At 61.9% G+C, this 19810-nt stretch carries 20 protein-coding genes; 16 read left to right on the forward strand and 4 right to left on the reverse strand.

Going from position 1 to position 19810, the window contains the following annotated elements:
* From zwf to B5520_RS21925, 4 genes are all read left to right on the forward strand, one after another.
* The coding region (gene zwf / locus B5520_RS21910; RefSeq protein ID WP_104443669.1) for a glucose-6-phosphate dehydrogenase at positions 1 to 1263 on the forward strand (1263 nt) is incomplete at its 5' end.
* A complete protein-coding gene (locus B5520_RS21915) occupies positions 1260 to 2237 on the forward strand; it encodes a glucose-6-phosphate dehydrogenase assembly protein OpcA (RefSeq protein ID WP_079599177.1) in 978 nt (325 codons plus the stop codon). The genes zwf and B5520_RS21915, both read left to right, overlap by 4 nt.
* Positions 2238 to 2367: 130 nt before the next feature.
* Positions 2368 to 3471 (forward strand): S-(hydroxymethyl)mycothiol dehydrogenase, encoded by a 1104-nt coding sequence (locus B5520_RS21920; RefSeq protein ID WP_079599178.1) that lies wholly within the window; start codon positions 2368 to 2370, stop codon positions 3469 to 3471.
* A complete protein-coding gene (locus tag B5520_RS21925) occupies positions 3471 to 4091 on the forward strand; it encodes an MBL fold metallo-hydrolase (RefSeq protein WP_079599179.1) in 621 nt (206 codons plus the stop codon). The genes B5520_RS21920 and B5520_RS21925 overlap by 1 nt, the downstream gene beginning before the upstream one ends.
* Before the next feature lie 79 nt (positions 4092 to 4170).
* Here B5520_RS21925 and B5520_RS21930 read toward each other — a convergent pair whose 3' ends face one another.
* Positions 4171 to 5439, reverse strand: coding sequence for a helix-turn-helix transcriptional regulator (locus B5520_RS21930; protein ID WP_079599180.1), 1269 nt, complete (start codon positions 5437 to 5439; stop codon positions 4171 to 4173).
* A gap of 226 nt (positions 5440 to 5665) precedes the next feature.
* Here B5520_RS21930 and tkt point away from each other — a divergent pair, with 226 nt between their 5' ends.
* From tkt to B5520_RS21965, 7 genes are all read left to right on the forward strand, one after another.
* A complete protein-coding gene (gene tkt / locus B5520_RS21935; RefSeq protein ID WP_104443670.1) occupies positions 5666 to 7768 on the forward strand; it encodes a transketolase in 2103 nt (700 codons plus the stop codon).
* Positions 7769 to 7793: 25 nt separating this feature from the next.
* On the forward strand, positions 7794 to 8909 hold the full coding sequence (gene tal, locus B5520_RS21940) for a transaldolase (RefSeq protein ID WP_079599182.1): 1116 nt from the start codon (positions 7794 to 7796) through the stop codon (positions 8907 to 8909).
* Positions 8910 to 8998: 89 nt separating this feature from the next.
* A complete protein-coding gene (gene rpe, locus B5520_RS21945; RefSeq protein WP_079599183.1) occupies positions 8999 to 9676 on the forward strand; it encodes a ribulose-phosphate 3-epimerase in 678 nt (225 codons plus the stop codon).
* A gap of 43 nt (positions 9677 to 9719) precedes the next feature.
* A complete protein-coding gene (locus B5520_RS21950) occupies positions 9720 to 10193 on the forward strand; it encodes a ribose-5-phosphate isomerase (protein WP_079599184.1) in 474 nt (157 codons plus the stop codon).
* 59 nt (positions 10194 to 10252) lie between these two features.
* Positions 10253 to 10615, forward strand: a complete 363-nt coding sequence (locus B5520_RS21955; protein WP_079599185.1) for a cupin domain-containing protein — start codon at positions 10253 to 10255, stop codon at positions 10613 to 10615.
* A gap of 155 nt (positions 10616 to 10770) precedes the next feature.
* Positions 10771 to 11508: a YcnI family copper-binding membrane protein gene (locus B5520_RS21960; RefSeq protein ID WP_079599186.1), complete on the forward strand. Its 738-nt coding sequence runs from the start codon at positions 10771 to 10773 to the stop codon at positions 11506 to 11508.
* A 73-nt stretch (positions 11509 to 11581) separates the two neighbouring features.
* Positions 11582 to 12604, forward strand: coding sequence for a Gfo/Idh/MocA family protein (locus B5520_RS21965; protein WP_079599187.1), 1023 nt, complete (start codon positions 11582 to 11584; stop codon positions 12602 to 12604).
* A gap of 73 nt (positions 12605 to 12677) precedes the next feature.
* On the opposite strand, the gene B5520_RS21970 is transcribed toward B5520_RS21965, so the two are convergent.
* The 3 genes from B5520_RS21970 to B5520_RS21980 form a co-directional block, all read right to left on the reverse strand.
* Positions 12678 to 13265, reverse strand: coding sequence for a TetR/AcrR family transcriptional regulator (locus B5520_RS21970; protein ID WP_079599188.1), 588 nt, complete (start codon positions 13263 to 13265; stop codon positions 12678 to 12680).
* Positions 13266 to 13504: 239 nt separating this feature from the next.
* On the reverse strand, positions 13505 to 14905 hold the full coding sequence (locus tag B5520_RS21975) for an NAD(P)-binding domain-containing protein (RefSeq protein WP_079599189.1): 1401 nt from the start codon (positions 14903 to 14905) through the stop codon (positions 13505 to 13507).
* Positions 14906 to 14968: 63 nt separating this feature from the next.
* Positions 14969 to 15349: a cupin domain-containing protein gene (locus tag B5520_RS21980; RefSeq protein WP_176156957.1), complete on the reverse strand. Its 381-nt coding sequence runs from the start codon at positions 15347 to 15349 to the stop codon at positions 14969 to 14971.
* A gap of 334 nt (positions 15350 to 15683) precedes the next feature.
* On the opposite strand from B5520_RS21980, the gene B5520_RS21985 reads away from it, so the two are divergent.
* From B5520_RS21985 to B5520_RS22005, 5 genes are all read left to right on the forward strand, one after another.
* Entirely contained in the window at positions 15684 to 16187 is a 504-nt protein-coding gene (locus B5520_RS21985) for a cupin domain-containing protein (protein WP_254865674.1), read from the forward strand.
* A 343-nt stretch (positions 16188 to 16530) separates the two neighbouring features.
* Positions 16531 to 18009: an APC family permease gene (locus B5520_RS21990; RefSeq protein ID WP_079599191.1), complete on the forward strand. Its 1479-nt coding sequence runs from the start codon at positions 16531 to 16533 to the stop codon at positions 18007 to 18009.
* 931 nt (positions 18010 to 18940) lie between these two features.
* On the forward strand, positions 18941 to 19150 hold the full coding sequence (locus B5520_RS21995) for a hypothetical protein (RefSeq protein WP_079599192.1): 210 nt from the start codon (positions 18941 to 18943) through the stop codon (positions 19148 to 19150).
* 90 nt (positions 19151 to 19240) lie between these two features.
* Positions 19241 to 19477: a hypothetical protein gene (locus B5520_RS22000; RefSeq protein WP_079599193.1), complete on the forward strand. Its 237-nt coding sequence runs from the start codon at positions 19241 to 19243 to the stop codon at positions 19475 to 19477.
* Positions 19478 to 19529: 52 nt separating this feature from the next.
* Positions 19530 to 19810: class II fructose-bisphosphate aldolase (locus B5520_RS22005; RefSeq protein WP_176156958.1), on the forward strand; the 281-nt coding region annotated here is incomplete at its 3' end.

Raw genomic sequence — 19810 nt, forward strand, 5'->3', positions numbered from 1 at the left:
GCGGTGTGGAACCAGCTGGCTGAGGGCATCCGTTTTGTCCAGGGCGAGTTCGACGACGACGGCGCGTTTGAGCGGCTCGGTGAGACGATCAAGGAACTGGACGATGTCCGCGGGACCCGCGGGAACCACGCGTTTTATTTGTCGATCCCGCCGAAGGCGTTTGAGCAGGTCTGCCGGCAGTTGTCCAAGCACGGGCTGGCGCAGGCCGAGGGTGAGAAGTGGCGGCGGGTGGTGATCGAGAAGCCGTTCGGGCACGACCTGGAGTCCGCCCGGGCGTTGAACGACATTGTCGAGTCGGTGTTCCCGCCGGATGCGGTGTTCCGGATTGACCATTACCTGGGCAAGGAAACGGTGCAGAACATCCTGGCGTTGCGGTTTGCGAACCAGTTGTTCGAGCCGTTGTGGAACGCGAATTACGTGGACCATGTCCAGATCACGATGGCCGAGGACATCGGCACCGGCGGCCGGGCCGGGTATTACGACGGCGTGGGCGCCGCGAGGGACGTGATCCAGAACCACCTGCTGCAGCTTTTGGCGCTGACCGCGATGGAGGAGCCGATCTCGTTCAACGCCGATGATTTGCGGGCGGAGAAGGAAAAGGTCCTCGCCGCGGTCAAGCTCCCGGAGGACCTGTCCACGCACTCTGCGCGGGGGCAGTTCACCGGCGGCTGGCAGGGCGGGGAACAGGTCCAGGGCTACCTGGAGGAAGAGGGCATCCCGGCCGATTCGACCACGGAGACGTTCGCCGCGATCCGGGTGGACATCCATACCCGCCGCTGGTCCGGGGTGCCGTTCTACCTGCGCGCGGGCAAGCGGCTGGGGAGGCGGGTGACGGAGATCGCGGTGGTGTTCAAGCGTGCCCCGAACCTGTTGTTCCGTGACCATGGGGAGGATGACTTTGGGCAGAACGCCGTGGTGATCCGGGTCCAGCCGGACGAGGGTGTGACGATCCGGTTCGGGTCCAAGGTCCCGGGCACGCAGATGGAAGTCCGTGACGTGACGATGGACTTCGGGTACGGGCACTCGTTCACCGAGTCGTCCCCGGAGGCGTATGAGCGGTTGATCCTGGACGTGCTGCTCGGTGAGCCGCCGCTGTTCCCGCGGCATGAGGAAGTGGAGCTGTCCTGGAAGATCCTTGACCCGTTCGAGGACTACTGGGCCACCCTGGATGAACAGCCCGAACCGTACGCCCCGGGCTCCTGGGGCCCGGCCAGTGCTGATGAGCTGCTGGCCCGTGACGGACGAACCTGGAGAAGGCCATGATTGTTGACCTGCCCGATACCACGACCTCGAATGTGTCCAAGAAGATCATGGCCCTGCGCGAGCAGGGCGGCGTGATCGCCCTCGGCCGGGTGCTGACCCTGGTGGTGGTCACGAAGTCCGGGCTTGAGGAAGAAGCGATCGAAGCCGCGAACGAGGCCAGCCGGGAACACCCCTGCCGGATCATCGTCCTGGCCGACGCCGGCAAAAACGCACCGGACCGGCTCGACGCGCAGATCCGGGTGGGCGGGGACGCCGGCGCCTCGGAAGTGATCGTGCTGCGCGGCTACGGCCAGCTCGCCCACGAATCCGAGTCGCTGGTCGCCGCGCTGCTGCTCCCGGACGCACCGATCGTGGCCTGGTGGCCGCACGGCGCCCCGGAAAGCGCCTGCGACACCTCCATCGGCCGGATTGCGCACCGCCGGATCACTGACTCCGCGAACGAACCGGACCCGCAGGCTGCACTGGAGAACATCCGGTCCACCTACAAAGCCGGCGACACCGACCTCGCCTGGACCCGCCTGACCAACTGGCGCATCCAACTCGCCGCCGTCCTGGACCAAACCAGCTCAACCAAGGTACTGGCCGCCGAAGTCGAAGGCGCCCCGGATTCCCCGAGCCCGCTGCTGATGGCAGCCTGGCTGAACACCGCGCTGAACGTCCCCGTCACCATCGTGCCGGGCACCCCCGGCACGGGCCTCCGCCGGGTCCGCCTCACACTTCCCGACGGCGACATCCAGCTCCTCCGCCCCGGACAAACCGTCGCTGAACTGACGCAGCCGGGCCAGCCCGCCCAACGGATCTCGCTTCCCCGCCGCAGCCTCCGCGACTGCCTCGCCGAAGAACTCCGCCGACTGGACCCCGACCATGTCTTCGGTGAAACAGTCGCCCAACTGGGGCTGGCAAACCTCATGGCAGCCTCGCCGGATCCCGGTGCTGCGCTGAACCCGCGGCAGGCGTGCCTCGTCCCGGCTTGATCGGTACAGATTGACGGCGCCCGGGACGGAACGGTGGCGGCACAACAACACATCCGGCTTATGGCCACCATCTTGGCTCCGCGGCGCCAAGTCACGGGGTCCGGCCGGATCCATGAAAGGAAACTAAGCAATGGTCCATAAAGTCAAAGCGGTGGTAGCCCGGGAGAAGGATGCCCCGGTTTCGCTGGAGACCATCCTGGTGCCGGATCCGGGTCCGGGGGAGGCGCTGGTGGATATTCTCACCTGCGGTGTCTGCCACACGGACCTGCACTATAAGCAGGGCGGCATCGGCGATGAGTTCCCGTACCTGCTGGGCCATGAGGCCACCGGCGTGGTCAGTGCAGTCGGTGACGGCGTGACATCGGTGGCCCCGGGCGACCGCGTGATCCTGAATTGGCGTGCGGTGTGCGGGCAGTGCCGGGCGTGTGCCAAGGGCCAGCCGCAGTACTGCTTCAACACGGCCAACGCCACGCAGAAGATGACCCTGGAGGACGGCACCGAGCTGTCTCCCGCGCTGGGCATCGGCGCCTTCGCGGAGAAGACCCTGGTCGCGGCAGGACAGTGCACCAAGGTGGACCCTGAGGTCGATGCTGCCGCGGTGGGCCTGCTCGGCTGTGGTGTGATGGCCGGCATTGGTGCGGCGATCAACACCGGTGAGGTCAAGCGGGGCGAGTCCGTGGCCGTGATCGGCTGCGGTGGTGTGGGCATCGCGGCGATCGCTGGTGCGAAGCTCGCGGGTGCCACGACGATCATCGCCGTGGACATTGATGACAACAAGATCGAGATGGCCAAGTCCCTGGGTGCCACGCACGGGGTGAACTCCAAGCAGGAAGATGCCGTGGAAGCCATCCGCACCCTGACCGGCGGCAATGGGGCTGATGTGGTGATTGACGCCGTCGGCCGTCCTGAAACGTACAAGCAGGCGTTCTACGCCCGCGACCTCGCCGGCCGGGTGGTCCTGGTGGGCGTCCCGACGCCGGAGATGACGCTGGAGCTGCCGCTGCTGGACGTGTTCGGCCGGGGCGGGTCGCTGAAGTCCTCCTGGTACGGCGACTGCCTGCCCTCCCGTGACTTCCCGATGCTGGTCAGTCATTACAAGCAGGGCAACCTGGACCTGGACGCCTTCGTCACCGAACGCATCAGCATTGATCAAGTGGAGGAGGCTTTCGAACGGATGCATAAGGGCAAGGTCCTGCGCTCGGTCGTCGACCTGACGCAGAGGAGTGCAATCTAATGACCGTCAGGATTGAAAACCTGGTCGCCTCGGGGACGTTTTCGCTCGACGGCGGCACGTGGGATGTGGACAACAACGTCTGGATCGTGGGCAACGACGAGGAATGCGTGATCATTGACTCCCCGCACGACGCCACCGCGATCATCAATCAGGTCCGCGGGCGGAAGGTCAAGGCCATCCTGCTGACGCACGCGCACAACGACCACATCGGCGCCGCCCGGGAGGTTGCGGACGCCGTGGGCGCCCCGATCGTGCTGAACCCGGAGGACCTGGTCCTGTGGAAGCAGGTCTACCCGGACTACGAACCGGACCGGTACCACGGAGACGGAGACGTGTTCGAGGTGGGAGAAACGGCGCTGTTGGCAATTCATACGCCCGGCCATTCCCCTGGCTCCACCTGCTTCTATCTTGAAAGCGAAGGAACGGTCTTCACCGGGGACACGCTCTTCAACGGCGGCCCGGGCGCAACCGGCCGGTCCTACAGTGACTACCCGACCATCCTGGCCTCGATCCGGGAGCGGCTCCTGGTCCTGCCGCCCGAGACGGTGGTCCGCACCGGCCACGGCGACAACACCACCATCGGCGCCGAGCAGGAAACCCTCGCCAGGGTTTCGCAGTAGGCAGCAATTCCACCAGGAGTGAGTAAGTGAGGCGCGCCGGGAACGCCCGGCGCGCCTCTGCTGGTGTCAGAGAGCGGCGTTACCGGAGTCCGTGGCTATGGGCCAAGGCGATTGCTTCGGTTCGTGACCCGACGTCGAGCTTCCTGAACAGGTTTCGCACGTGGAACTTGACCGTGTTCTCGCTGATGCCCATTGTTGACGCGATAGTGCGGTTGCGGTGTCCCGCGGCGAGGTGCTGGAGGACCTCGAGTTCCCTTGCGGCAAGGTTCCATCCGGCTACGTCACCGGTGGGGCGCGCGGGCGGGTCCAGGGGGAGCGATACGAAGATGTCTGCCCCCCAGCCGGACATGACGTCCATCCGCAGCTGTCCGGAGAGCGCCTGGACCCGGCGTTGCAGGCCCACGATGCTCGGCGTTTCGGCGGTGAGTGCACCGCCTCCGTCATCGCGCACGTTGATCAGCAGGTTTCCGCCATCGCAGTCCCACTGTGTCCGGATTCTGGTGATGTCGGTTTGTTCCATCATGGCCAGGACAAGTCCGCGGACGATGGCGCGGGCAGCATGGGCGATTTCACCGGGGAGGGCCCTGCCGTTCAGCGGCGGTTCGATGAACTGGACGTCAATGCCGCTAAAGCCCGTGAGCGGCCGCAAGTCCTCCCGCAGCCGTTCGAAGGCCTTCGCGACGGGCTCTTCTGCGATGTCTGTGGTGCGGTCACTAAGGGTCCGCAGTCCGAGGAGGGCCTTGGCAGTGAGTTCAGTGACGGTTGTGCGGGCAGCTGCATCGTCCAAGGACGCTGAGCGCAGGGCTGCCATGAGGGTTTCCAGAGTGGTCGAATGCAGATCGGTCAGTTCGGCCGTCACACGGATGCGTTCAGCTGATGCTGCCCGGGACTCCAACAAGTACGACGGCGGTGCATCAGCCACTTTTTCCTGGATTCGCCGCGCCGCGACGCGCCAGAGGAATGTCACAAGGTCCAGGTTGGCGTCATCTCCCGAACCGGTGGGGTAGGGATCGGTGAGAACCAGGAGGGCCTGGCTGGCGGCATGCTTGTGAGCCAGCACCTGCCGGGATTTGCCGGCCAGGTCGGCTTCCCCGAACCAAGGCGTTTCATCTGCCAGGCGGGCGCGAAGCTCGTCCAATTCCGGGATGCTCACACGGGAAATGATGTCCTCCGCACCCGCCTTCTTCTGGGGCCTGCCAGTACAGTCCTCGGTGAAGATGACCAGCGCACTGCTCTTGATGTAGGGCAGGGTGGCGTTACGGAGCCGTTCCGCTATCTTGGCCAGAGGGGCATCAGCCAGGGCAGCAACGGTCTGCAACAGCGGCCATGGCAGGTCTGTAACGGTCATGTCATCTTCCTAGTGGCTGGTCGGGGAGAGGTGGATCACACCACCCAGTCCTAAAGTATAGTAAAAACTGCCAGAAAACAGGATTACTACTACCCCTTTGTTTCGCAAAGATGGATCCAAGCGAAAATTCGTGTGGCCGCTGCAGGCCAAATCATCTAATCAAAGGGGATTAACAGTGAACCCGACAGCAAATGCCGTACTCGCCCCGCGTCCTGATACTGCGGTACTGGACTGGACGTCCCAGGACCAGCGCGCGGTGGATACACTCCGCGTCCTGGCAGCCGACGCCGTTGAGAAGGTGGGCAACGGACACCCGGGGACCGCGATGAGCCTGGCTCCTGCTGCGTATCTTCTTTTCCAGAAGCTGATGCGCCACGATCCGCGTGATCCGGAGTGGATCGGCCGTGACCGGTTCATCCTGTCCCCGGGGCATTCCTCGCTGACCCTTTACAGCCAGCTGTTCTTCTCGGGCTACGGCCTGGAACTGGAGGACCTTCAGGCGCTGCGGACCTGGGGTGCGCTGACCCCGGGCCACCCTGAGTACAAGCACACTGCCGGTGTGGAGATCACCACCGGCCCGCTGGGCCAGGGCCTGGCATCCTCGGTGGGCTTTGCCTACTCGCAGCGCCGCCAGCGCGGCCTGTTCGACGCCGATGCTCCCGCCGGCCAGAGCCCGTTCGACCACACCATTTGGGTCATTGCCTCCGACGGCGACATCCAGGAAGGCGTGACCTCTGAGGCTTCCTCGCTGGCCGGCCACCAGGAACTGGGCAACCTTGTTGTCATCTACGACGAGAACCACATTTCCATCGAGGACGATACCGACATCGCGTTCACCGAGGATGTCCTGAAGCGTTACGAAGCGTACGGCTGGCACACCCAGCGCGTGGACTGGACCGAGACGGGCGAATACGTTGAAGACGTCCAGGAGCTGTACTCGGCTCTGCTGGCGGCCAAGGCCGAGACCTCCAGGCCGTCCATCATCTCGCTGCGCACCATCATCGGCTATCCGGCCCCCAAGAAGCAGAACACCGGCAAGATCCACGGTTCAGCCCTCGGAGCCGATGAAGTTGCAGCCCTGAAGGAAGTGCTGGGCTTCGACCCCGCCAAGTCCTTCGAGGTGGATGAGGACGTCCTTGCCCACGCCCGCAAGGTTGTGGACCGCGGCGCGGCCGCCCGCTCCGAATGGGAAGAGTCCTTCTCCGCCTGGCAGGCCGCCAACCCCGAGGGTGCCGCCCTGCTGGAGCGCGTCGAAGCCCGCCGGCTGCCCGCCGGACTCGACGCCGCCCTGCCGGTCTTCGAGGCAGGTAAGGACGTCTCCACCCGCGCCGCGTCCGGCAAGGTCCTGAACGCCATCGGCCCGGTCATGCCGGAGCTCTGGGGCGGTTCGGCCGACCTCGCGGAGTCCAACAACACCACCATCGAGGGCTCGCCGTCATTCATCCCGGCTTCCCGCTCCACGGAAGCGTGGAAGGGCAACCCCTACGGCCGCGTCCTGCACTTCGGCATCCGCGAGCACGCCGCCGCCTCGATCGTCAACGGCATCAGCCTGCACGGCAAGACCCGCGCGTTCTCCGGGACGTTCCTGATCTTCAGTGACTACCAGAAGCCGGCCATCCGCCTCGGAGCCCTGATGGGTGTCGGGTCCATCTACGTGTGGTCGCACGACTCCATTGGCCTGGGCGAGGACGGCCCCACCCACCAGCCGGTGGAGCAGCTCTCCACCCTGCGTGCGATCCCGGGCCTGGACGTCGTCCGGCCGGCCGACGCGAATGAGGTCGGCATCGCGTGGAAGACCATGCTGGAAAACCACGACAACCCGGCCGGCATCGTCCTGACCCGCCAGAACGTTCCGACGTTCACCCGCGGCGAGGGGACCGCCGACGGTGACACCTTCGCTTCCCCGGCCGGTGTGGCCAAGGGCGGCTACGTCCTGGCCGAGGCATCCAAGGACGGTGCTACCGTCCCGGCCCAGGTGCTCCTGATCGCCACCGGCTCCGAAGTGCAGCTGGCAGTACAGGCCCGTGAATCACTCCAGGCCGAAGGCATCGCCACCCGCGTCATCTCCATGCCCTGCGTTGAGTGGTTCAACAAGCAGGACGCTGCCTACCGCGCATCGGTCCTCCCGCCCGCGGTCAAGGCCCGCGTCTCCGTCGAAGCAGGGCTTGCCCTGGGCTGGAAGGAATTCGTCGGCGACGCCGGCCGTTCCATCAGCCTCGAGCACTACGGCGCCTCGGCTGACTACAAGCGTCTCTTCCAGGAGTTCGGCATCACGGCGGAAGCAGTCACAGCCGCCGCCAAGGACTCCCTCGCAGGCCTGCAGGCCTAACAACCGATTTCAGGAGAAAAAGACAATGACTACTCCCACCCAGCAGCTCTCCGACGCCGGAGTATCCATCTGGCTGGACGACCTCTCCCGCGGCCGGCTCTCCAGCGGCGGGCTGCAGAAGCTCATCGACCAGAAAAACGTCGTGGGCGTAACCACCAACCCGTCCATCTTCCAGGCCGCGATCACCTCGGGCACCGACTACGACGCTGCCATCGCGTGGCTTGCCGCCCGGGGCGCCGGCGTGGAGGAGACGATCTTCGAGATCACCACCACCGACGTCGCGGACGCCTGCGACCTCTTCGCCCCTATCGCCGCCGCCACCAACGGTGTTGACGGCCGGGTGTCCATCGAGGTGGACCCCCGCCTCGCCTGGGATACCGTCGGCACCATCGCCGAGGCCAAGCAATTGTTCAAGAAGGTGGACAAGGACAACGTCCTGATCAAGATCCCGGCCACCCTTGAGGGCCTTGAGGCGATCACTTCCGTTCTGGCCGAGGGTATCAGCGTCAATGTGACCCTGATCTTCTCGCTGGAGCGCTACCGCGCCGTCATCAATGCCTTCCAGGCCGGCCTGGAACAGGCCAAGGAGAACGGCCACGACCTCTCGAAGATCCATTCGGTGGCGTCCTTCTTCGTTTCCCGTGTGGATACCGAGATCGACAAGCGCCTTGACGCCATCGGCACGGACGAGGCCAGGGCGCTTAAGGGCAAGGCAGGTGTCGCCAACGCGCGCCTGGCGTACCAGGTCTACGAGGAGCTGTTTGCCACCGAACGCTGGGAAGTCCTGGCTCAAGCCGGCGCCCGCCGGCAGCGGCCGCTGTGGGCCTCCACCGGTGTGAAGGACCCTGCTTACCCGGACACCCTCTATGTCACCGAACTGGCCGCCGCCGACGTGGTGAACACCATGCCCGAGAAAACGCTGGACGCCACCTTCGACCACGGCGTGGTCACCGGTGACACGATCACCGGCACCTACGAGGAAGCACAGGAAGTGCTCAACGCCCTCGAGCGCCTCGGCGTCTCCTACAACGACGTCGTCACTCTCCTGGAATCCGAAGGCCTGGACAAGTTCGTGGCCAGCTGGAAGGAACTGCTGGCCGACGTCGAAGGCGCGCTCTCCACCGCCCGGAAAGCATCCTGACCACCGCGCGGAAGCATCCTGAACCCTTGCGCACTGCGCGGGACCCATCGGGTCCCGCGCAGTGGGCGCAGACCAGAAAGGCGGACACCATGTCCAAGCCACCCCTGAATTGCTGCATCAATCCCAGCATCCTGTCGGCCGACTTCGTCAACCTCGAAGCAGAGCTTGCCCGCATCAGCAACGCCGACGCTGTCCACGTGGATGTCATGGACAACCACTTCGTCCCGAACCTGACCATCGGCCTGCCAGTCGTGGAAAGGATCCAGAAGGTCAGCCCCGTGCCGCTGGATGCCCATCTGATGATTTCCAATGCTGACACCTGGGCCCCCCAGTTCGCTGACACCGGGATTGCCTCGGTCACCTTCCATGTAGAAGCATCGAACGCGCCGATCAAGCTTGCCCGCGAGCTTCGCGCCCGGGGCTCGAAGGCCGGCATGGCCCTGCGCCCTGCCACACCGGTGGAACCGTACCTGGACATGCTTTCCGAACTGGACATGCTGCTGATCATGACCGTCGAACCGGGATTCGGCGGCCAGGCCTTCCTGGACGTGATGCTGCCCAAAATCCGCCGTGCCCGTGCCGCCGTCGACGGTTCAGGAGTGAACGTAGCCATCCAGGTGGACGGCGGCATCACGGAAGAAACCATCACCCGTGCCGCCGAGGCCGGCGCCAACGTCTTTGTCGCCGGCTCGGCCGTGTACGGCAAACCTTCCCCTGCCGAGGCCATCGAATCACTGCGCGCGAAGGGCCAGCTCGCCTTCGCCTAGCAGCAGGCCGCCCATCACCGTTACCAATACTGAAGGACCCACAATGCGCGTTCACATCGCAACCGACCACGCCGGCATGGAGCTCAGCTCCCACCTGATCACCTCGCTCTCAACCAGCGGCTACGAGATGGTGGACCACGGACCGGCCGCCTATGACGCCGAGGACGACTACCCCGCGTTCTGCATCAACGCCGCCGCCGCCGTCGTGGCCGACCAGGCGGCAGGCGTGGACGCGCTCGGAATCGTGCTGGGCGGCTCAGGCAACGGCGAGCAAATCGCCGCAAACAAGGTCAAGGGAGTCCGTGCAGCCCTCGCGTGGAACCTTGACACAGCCAAGCTCGCCCGCCAGCACAACGATGCCAACGTGGTGGCCGTCGGAGGCAGGCAGCACAGCGTCGAAGAGGCCACCGAACTGGTCAAGGCATTCCTGGCAGAACCATTCACCAATGCCGAACGCCATGAACGCCGCATCGGCAAAATCGCCGCCTTCGAAACCACCGGCGAGATCCTCGAATAACCATCAATAAAACACCGACTCTCCCGTCCCGGGGGAGCAACCCAGAAAGGAAGATTCACATGAGCATAACTTTCGAGCCGACCGCCCTCTTCCAGGGGAAGCTGGACGAAGCACCGCTCGGTCCACCCCTGGCCGAAGTGCTGGGCGACGAGATTCCCACGCGGATCACCATCCCCTTTACCAGCGATGATTCCCGGATCCTCTCCGGAGTCTGGGAAGCTGACCCGGGCCTTTCACGGTGGGAGTTCCTGGAGCGTGGCGAGTCGATCTACGTCCTTGAAGGCCGCATGGTGGTTACCGAGGATGGCGGAGAGCCGATTACCGTAGAGGCCGGAACCGCAGCTATCTTCCCCATCGGCTGGAAGGGCACCTGGGAAATCCAGGAGCGAATCAGGAAATTCTTCGTCATTTTCACGCCCTGATCCAGGGAGACTGTAAGGCCTGGACACGTGCCAGGCCTTACAGTTTGTAGCCATCCATAACAACGACAGGGGAGCGCCGCCGTCGGACACGGGCCAAGGCGGCCGGATAGCCTCCTGACCGCACCATCCCATAGTTCCGCGAAAGGCATCCTGCCATGAAGACCTCACCTCGCCGTACCCTGAGCACCATTGCTGCCACGACATTGGCTGCCGGGCTGATGGCCCTGGGCACGGGCGCAGCTTCTGCCCACGTCCGCGTCGACCCTGACGGCACCGCCGAGGGCAGCTACACGCAACTGACCTTCCGGGTGCCCAACGAGTCCGAAACGGCCAAAACCAGCAAACTCGAAGTCTCCCTGCCCACGGAGACGCCATTCACCTCCGTCTCCGTAAAGCCCGTGGTCGGGTGGAAGGCGGAGGTGGTGAACAGTGAACTGCCACAGCCCGTCACCGTCAACGGCGCAACGGTCACCGAGGCACCGACCTCCGTCATCTGGACAGCAGATGAAGCTCATCAGATCGGTCCTCATGAGTACCAAACGTTTTCCATCTCGGTCGGGGTGCTGCCCAAGGCCGGTACCCAACTGATCCTGCCTGCGTCCCAGACATACACAGACGGGAACACCGTGAAATGGGAACAGGACATCAGCGAGGGGCAACCCGAACCAAAGTACCCCGCGCCGGCCTTCACTACGACGGAAAAGACGGACGGCCACACACAGCACAGCACTGCAGCTCCCAACGCCGCCGTTCCGGCCGCGGCTGTTTCCAGCACCTCCTCTGCCACTGATGCGGGATCAGCAGCGGGATGGCTCGGCCTTGCAGCAGGACTGGTCGGGCTGATCACCGGTGTCACTGCCCTTGCACGTACGCGCACCATTCGCCGCGGGTAGGTAACCAGGGCATGGTTGTGCCGGTTCGCTCCGAAATTGTCTCGACGGGATACGTTGTCAAAAGGAGATGTAGATGAGCGATAAATTGCGTTGGGGCGTCCTTGGCACCGCCCGTATCGTCCGTAAGACAATCCCGGCACTGCAGGCGGCGAAGAACGGGGAAGTCGTTGGCATCGCCTCCCGCACGGAGGAAAAGGCCAGGGAATACGCGGACAGGCATGGCATTCCGCAGGCATTCAGCTCTTATGGCGCGCTTCTTGCTTCCCCGGACATCGACGCTGTGTATATTCCGTTGCCCAACGCACTCCACCTCGAGTGGATACTGAAGTCCCTGGACGCAGGCAAGCACGTACTCTGTGAAAAACCATTGGTTACCAGCGCCGCCGAATGCGACCAGGTTAGACGTAAGGCCGAGGAGACCGGGCTGAAAGTCCTGGAAGGCTTCATGTACCGCTTTCACCCGCGTTTCGAAAAGCTGCAGGAACTGCTCGCGGGCAACGCCGTAGGCAAACTGACCTTTATTCACGTCGGGCATTCGTTCGACGCCGGCAGCGGTGACAACATCCGCTGGTACAGCCAGCTCGGCGGCGGCGCACTTTTCGACACGGGATGCTACTGCGTCAACGTCAGCCGGATGGTTACCGCCCAGGAACCGAGCCGAGTCAACGCATTCGGCAACTACCGCGACGCCAACGACGAGGATCGAATCGACACCAGTATTGCGGGCATACTGCGCTTCCCCGGCGGCGTAACAGCGCTGTTCGATACCGGGGTAAACCTCGAACGCCGCAACTTCCTGGAGCTAACCGGAACAGAGGGCCGCCTCTACCTCGATAATCCGTTTGGCCTTCTTGAGGAGGATTCGGTCCTGGAGGAGCACCACTTCGGAAAGGACACGATTTATCACAAGATCAAGGGAGAAAATCACTTCGTACGGATGAGCGAGCACTTCTCCGACAGCGTCCTGAACGGTACTCCGCTCCGCTACGATCTCACGGACGCGGCGAACAATGCCCGGGTGCTTGAATCCCTCGATCGGGCGGCACGTAACGAAGAGGCGGCCGCTCCGCCTGAGACATCTAGGGCACTGTCATAGTGGTGGGGGACCAGCAAGAAGATCCTTTAGGTCGTTGACTCTCGCGTTGCCGCGGTGAGCGGCAGAGTTGTCCTCAGACGCCGGCCCTGGTCAGCAGTGCATCAAGCGTCATGAAGAACACGGCGCGGTGGTCGGCCGCCGTTGGGTCGGTCAGGTATTGAAGGGCCGCCCCATCGTAGATCATCAGGAAAGACCTTACGAGCTCAGGGATGCCAATACGGCACTCGTCGCCATTGCTTTGGGCTGCCGAGGAGAATATACCTCCCAGCTCCACTTCGTAGGCAGGATAAATCTTAGCGGCCAGCGGGCTGACGGGGGCGCCGCGTGTTGCCCACAAAATGAGCTCGATCTCAGCAAGGAGGCTGCCCGGCTCTTCTTCCAGTGCTCGCCAATAACCTTGAGCCACTTGTTCCACCGCATTACGAAGGCCCAGGTGGGGCTGGACATCCCCGGAAAAGCTGCTGAGGTTTTTCAGCCAGGCCTCGGCGGCCGCCTCCATGAGCTCTTCCTTACCGCTAAAGCAATAATTGGCAGTGGCCAAGGGAGCATTGGCCTCTTTGGCAATGGCGCGCATGGTTACAGACTGAACACCCTCGCGCCTCATAAGTTCCACGGTTGCTGAAATCAGCTGCTCTTTTCGATCTTTTGAGGACACCCGCATAATTCACTCTCCAGTCTCGCGTTCGGCGGCCCTCTTGGGACACCTCTTAAGACTATTGCCTGGAGAGTGAAAGATTCCTATCCTGTCTAGAACGCTTGACTTGAACTTGCGTTCGTTTTCCTTGGACGCGGATAATCTGCCCGGACATCCAAAGCTTTTGGAAATACTTCCACCAACTCCGCACGTGGCAAGCCGCCGGCTGGTAACCCAGCCGACGGCCCGACACCACGTGCCCCTGGTTAGGTGGCCGCTACGGTCTCCGTAAGATCGTCAGGTGCCACGTTGTCCAGATCCTGGGAGGCTCCGTGCAGGTAGCGCTCCATAGAGTCATCCATTGCATTGATCCATCGCGTGTGGTGCTTGGTCGCCATGGTGCCGGTGACCACTGAACGGTGGAGCATGTCGCGGTACCCCAGGATGTCATCGTGCTTGTGGCGCATCCAGTCCTTGAACAACTGGCAGACGGCGTCCAGATCAAAGGGAGGGTAGTCTGTTGCCTCAATGAGTTCCCGCAGGTAGTCCGTCTGAAAATCGGCTTCTGCGTCGTGATCGGACAGTGCGGCCTGACGGTCTAGCCAGAGCTGGATATCCGCCTTGCGCTCATTGAGGGATGGAAGGTGGATTTTTCCGGTCATCACATCGCGGGCAAACCATGCTTGCGCGTCGAACATGTTGAACGTGTAGTACTGGTCCTGGGCGCCCAGGTAGAACAGGTTGTTGTTCTGCAGCCACACCACGCCCTTGTAGAGGTTGCCGGGGTAGAGCACGTTCGGTGATTTCAGTGAGAGCTCACCGGGCAGGAATGGGTACTTGTGCTGGTATCCGGTGCAGAGGACGACGGCGTCAAAGTCACCGTGTGTGCCGTCGCTAAAATACGCTGTACGGCCCTGGAAGTGGGTGACCAGCGGGCGCTCCACCGTGTTCTCCGGCCAGTGATAACCCATCGGAGCCGTGCGGTAGCTGAGGGTGATGGATGCGGCGCCCATCTTGTGCGACTGCATGCCGATGTCCTCTGCGGAATAGCTGCTGCCGATCATGAGCAGCTTCTTGCCGTAAAAGCGCTCGGCGCCGCGGAAATCATGGGCGTGCAGAACCTCGCCCGGGAAGGTTTCGATGCCCTTGAACTCGGGGACGGCGGGGACGTGGAAGTGGCCGGTGGCCACTACGAGCTTGTCGAACACGTGGGTCTCCGTGCGGTTGGTTTTGAGGTCTTCAACCGTCACCGTGAATTCCTGCGTTGCCTCGTCGTAGCTGGTGTGGCGGGCAACAGTATTAAATTTGACGTACTTGCGAACGTCTGACTTTTCCACGCGGCCCTTGATGTAGTCGAAGAGGACCTCGCGGGGCGGGAAGGAGGAAATCGGACGGCCGAAGTGCTCGTCAAAGGAGTAGTCCGAGAACTCCAGGCACTCCTTGGGCCCATTCGACCATAGGTGCCGGTACATGCTGGAGTGAACCGGCTCGCCCTGACCGTCCAGCCCGATCCGCCAGCTGTTATTCCACTGTCCACCCCAGTCGCCCTGTTTCTCGAAGCATATGATCTCGGGGATCGAGGCGCCTTTCTGGCGCGCTGATTCAAACGCCCGCAGTTGTGCCAGGCCGCTGGGCCCGGCGCCAATGATTCCGACTCGTAATGCCATGGTTTTCTCCTCTACAAAGATTGTTAGGTCGCCGGCGTGTACGGCGGTGCCGCTGGTTGGGGTCTAGGCAGCGAAATTGCGGTCGCCGACGAAGAACCCCAGGGCATACTCAGGGGTCTCGAACTTCACTGTTGTGCCCTTGGGGAAGAACAGAACGTCGCGCTCCTTTGCGTGCGTAACCTCGCCCGTCACCTCATCGGTGAGGATGAACTCACCCTTAATGACGACTTTCATTTCGTCGTACGTATAGGTGTAGACCAGCGGCTCGGAAGCCTTCAGCTCAAAGAATCCGGCGCACATGACCGAGCCCTGCGGGTTGTGGAGGGAGTCGCCGATGGCGGCCACAGTGCCGGGTTCGTTCATCGACGGCAGCCCGACATAACCGCTTTCCACCTTATGGATGGATCCGGCGTGGCTGAGCGTTCCGATGAGGGTGGTTTCCATGATTTTCTCCTTTGAAATGGGGGAAGAACTGGTGATCTGTGATGCGGTGCAGAAGTGCCGTGAAGGTCAACGTGATACCCCTGTAGGGGCTCCAGGGATCGAAATAAAGCCGACATGCCCTAGCCTCGCGGATGGCCTCCTGGGCGCCGGCCTGAGCTACGTGCTGTGATGCCAGTCACGTTTGCCGCTACAAGAAAGGTGACATGAACAACTGTGCAAGTCAACCGTTCATGTTTGCTTTTTCTCAATTTTCTTTGATGCGGCATTCGAGCCCCGCACCTATCCTTTCGAACGATTGACTTGAACGGATGTCCCTGTCACAGTGGACATCGCCGTGACCCACATCACGATGGCGCAATCTGACCCCGGATCCACCGAAGCATTCGCACAGCAGATCGCGCGCTTAAGAAAGGGTTCAAAAACTATGGCCACTACCAGCAACTCTCAGCCCTTGGCACCTATTGCAGGGGAAAAGATCGACTTCTGGCCGATTCAATCCATGAAGCCCATGAAGGACGAATGGCAACGGTTGCACTGCAGATTCATCAATGCCGATCCAGTAGGCAGCTGGGATGATTTCATACTCTCGGAGTGGGAACTGAGGTCCTGCGGTTGGGAAGACTTCCATCCCCACAGCGAGACAAATTTCGTTCTCGAAGGTGAGCTCCACGTGGAGAGTGAGGGCAAGACTGTCATCCTGAAGGCCGGCGATTCGGCTCGCGTTAATCCCGGCCAGCTCGGCCGGTACTGGGCCCCGGTCTACGCACGCATGGTCACGATGTACGGACCCAACCCGGAAGGTCTGAAGTCGCACTCCTTCCGATACTTCGAAATATAAACCCGATGTAGCGCTCATATCGTCGAACAACTGACGAAGCGTTCGCCTCAAAGGCGAGGCAACCACCAAGCGTGGCAGGAAGAGCAACCACCAGGCTCACCTGGGGCAGTACAACCTGTGACCTTTGGGTCTCTGCGAACTAAAAAACAGTGGCAGCTAACCCCTATCTCCGCCTCGTATCTGCACGCTCGGGAACCCCCTTCAGCCCGCAGATCCGGTACTCCCACTCAGCACGGGACACCCCTTCGGCTGCAGATCGCACAGGTGCCTGGCAAAGGCAACGCGCGCGTCACCAGTACCAGCAGAACTCTTTAGTTTTCACCGCTATTCAAAGGAGAATTTCATGAGTGAAAATAGTTTGAATACAGCCAATCACTTGAAAAGATCAATCGACTGGAAGCAGGGGCTGTCCATTTCGCTGGGCGTGCCCCTGCTGATATTGCCGTCTCTGGGTTATATCCCACTGTATTTGTCTGCCGCGGCAATCCTTGTCTGGGGATTATCAGTCATTCAGGGTTTCATGCAAAACGCCGCGTACGCTGAAATGGCCACAACCTTCCCTAAGGCTTCAGGCCTTCCGGGCTATGCCCAGCACATATTTCGCACTGAGAACTACAAGGGCAAGTATGACAAGGGCAAGCTGATCGGTGGCTTCAGCGCCTGGAGTTACTGGTTTGCCTGGAACCCGGTGCTGGCGATCTTTGCCATCCTGGTCGGCGGCTACCTGCATGGGCTGTTTCCGGTGCTGGCTGGGGCATTCACCGAGTATCAGCTCTCGTTGATCTCGGGCTTGGTAATTTTCGCCGGACTGTTCGTGATCAACTGGTTCGGCCTCAAGGACGGCGCCATCCTGGGTTACATCCTTGCGGCAGTTTCGCTGATACCCCTCATAATCCTGACCTTCGCGCCTTTTGCCACCGGCCATGTTGAACTGGACAACATCACCGGCAGTTGGATGCCGGCTGACTGGGCCTGGGATATGCACCACATCTTGATTCTCTTTGGCATCTTCGCGATTGCACAATGGAGCGCCTGCGGTTGGGAAACGGCCGCCATTTACGGTCCTGAATACAAAAACCCATCCAAAGATGTTCCCAAAGCCCTCTTCGCCTGCGGAATCATCTGCTTCTTCTCATATGTCCTGGTGCAAGCTGCAGTCATCGGTGTACTTGGCGTTGACGGCGTCATCGCCGAGCCGATTTCGCCCCTAATTCCAGTCGCCCAAGCGGTATTTGGCGGGGCGGGCACGACCATCACGATCATCATTTTAATCGCGGCCATGATACTCATCATCCAAACCGCATACCTGGGTTCCTCGCGCGCTCTGCACTCGATGTCTGCGGAGAACAACCTTCCCAAGATCTTCGGCAAAACGAACCGCCACGGAACCCCGTTCATCGCCTTGCTCGTCACAGCAGCGTTTAACATGGTCCTCATTTCGATGGGATCCATGACGGCAATTCTTGCGGCTGCCGCGATCGGTTACACCTGTGCCAACGGCATCAGCTTGTTCGCCTACGTCAAGGCCAAAAAACATCCGGCATTGGCAAACCTGGAAAGGCCCTTCAAAGCACCCAAGGGATGGAACCGTGTCGCCATGCTCTTCGGACTGTTTAATCTGCCCTTGTGCCTGATCGGCGTGGTCTATCTCAACAGCCTGGAAATCGGCTGGGCGCCAACCTGGCTCGGCTTTATCGTACTGGCACTCTACATACCCATATGGTTCTACTCGCAGCACGAATCAACGCGGACGAAACAAGAAGCATCCCCTGCTCGCTCTTCAGACGATGTCGAAGATCTCGAAAAGCTTCCAATTATCTAAGCAATACTCACGGCTACAAGAAAGATTCGGAGCCGCAGGCGGATTCAACTGCTCATCGCAATAGGCGCCTGGTTGCGTTTTGCCCGAAGCCGGGTAAAGCGCAACCAGGCCTTCGGCTGCCGCCAGGACGTGCCGGCACGTAAAGCTCACTCTCCCACGCAATGGCTCACTTTTCGACCGTCACCGACAGCTTCACTCGAACTTTCGGGGCGAGGTTGTACCGGTAGAACGCGGGGCATGCGTTGCTGCCAGCACCGCGAGGTCGTGGATGAGTTGTTGTATCTCAAGGTCGCGGTTTCGCGGTGGCGGGCTTTGTGATAGCTGGACAAATTCCCCGGGGCGAAGGAGGACAACCGGCCGGCCTGGTGACGGCACCGCAGTAACCTCAAGAACGACTGGATCACCAGACTCTACTTTTCCCACACAAACTCTCCCTTATCGCGTTTCCTGTGCTGTTCCAAGGGTGTCGCGCAGTGTGCGCAGCGCCCTGCAGTTCGGACGCAGCCCACCTGGACTTCGCTGGGGCCTGCAGCGCGTCACCGCTGGGTTTGTATCTGGGCCAGTTCAGCGATCAGTGCGGTCACTCTGCCTCCTGAATGGGCTAAGCCTCCATCGTCCGGCCAAGAACGTGTAGGAGAAATCCCAATTTCGGATTGTTTGAACCACCCTTTTGGGCGGGGTTCACGGAGGGACCGCCGTCGCCCGAAAACTAACTTCGGCCCGGGCTTCCGGCGAGTGGAGCGTTCGCGCTCCCCGGTTCGGGACGGTTGCTAAATAAAGCTGGACTATATGATTTATGCGCGATACCTTTGCTACAGCAACCACGATATGTGATGCCACTCACACCGCAAGGCCTGGAGATGAATGCTGCCGCCTCACCGAAGTGCAGGCGCAGCGGGAACCCGCTCAGCGAAAACAGAAAGGAAACACCATGACCGCCCTCCTTGACTCCATCGATATTCACGTCACCAGCCGCCGCGTCCTGGACGAGCGCCTCAATGAAGCCGTCAAGACGCTCCAGGAGCTGGCAATGCTTACGGGCGATCACGGTATCTTGGTCGTCCGCAACCGGCCGGGACACTATACGGCCGCTCTCTCAGACCAGGTTCCATTCGGCATGACGCACGAAGTCGTTCGCTAGTTCTGCCTTGTCCAGAGGCTTTTGGGGCCGGCCGTGCGATGCACGGCGCAGCTGACTGACCCGCCGTGGCGGGAAAAGAAGGAATAGAACATGTTCAAGGAGGCAACCGGGGGAAGGCGCTTTTTCCCGGGCCAGGAGCCTGTCCATGAGTGGGCTACCCTGCAGCACGGGGACTGTGTTCACGTGTGGTCCAACGGTTCGTTCCTTTACCCGGCCTTTGTAGATGACTGCGCAGACAACGGCCAGGTTATATGGGTCATCGAGCACGGCACCGGCTCCCGCCGTCTGTTTGTGCGTGATGATCCCGTCACCCTGTACACCAGCTAAGACCCAATTCCGTCCAACTGCGGTCGAATACCCCCAAATCAAGGAAGTCAGCATGCCCGTTGCAACCCCAGAAATCTACTTCGAGATGATCGACCGCGCGAAGGCAGGCGGCTTCGCGTTCCCGGCCGTGAACGTGACGTCCTCCCAGACTCTGAACGCCGCGCTGCGCGGGTTCGCCGAGGCTGAGTCCGACGGCATCGTCCAGGTCTCCACCGGCGGCGCCGCGTACTGGTCCGGGGCTTCCACCAAGGACATGGTGGCCGGTTCGCTGGGCTTCGCCGCGTTCGCCCGCGAGGTGGCGAAGAACTACAACGTCAACATCGCCCTGCACAC

This window comes from Arthrobacter sp. P2b (genome assembly GCF_900168295.1).
Lineage (GTDB): Bacteria > Actinomycetota > Actinomycetes > Actinomycetales > Micrococcaceae > Arthrobacter.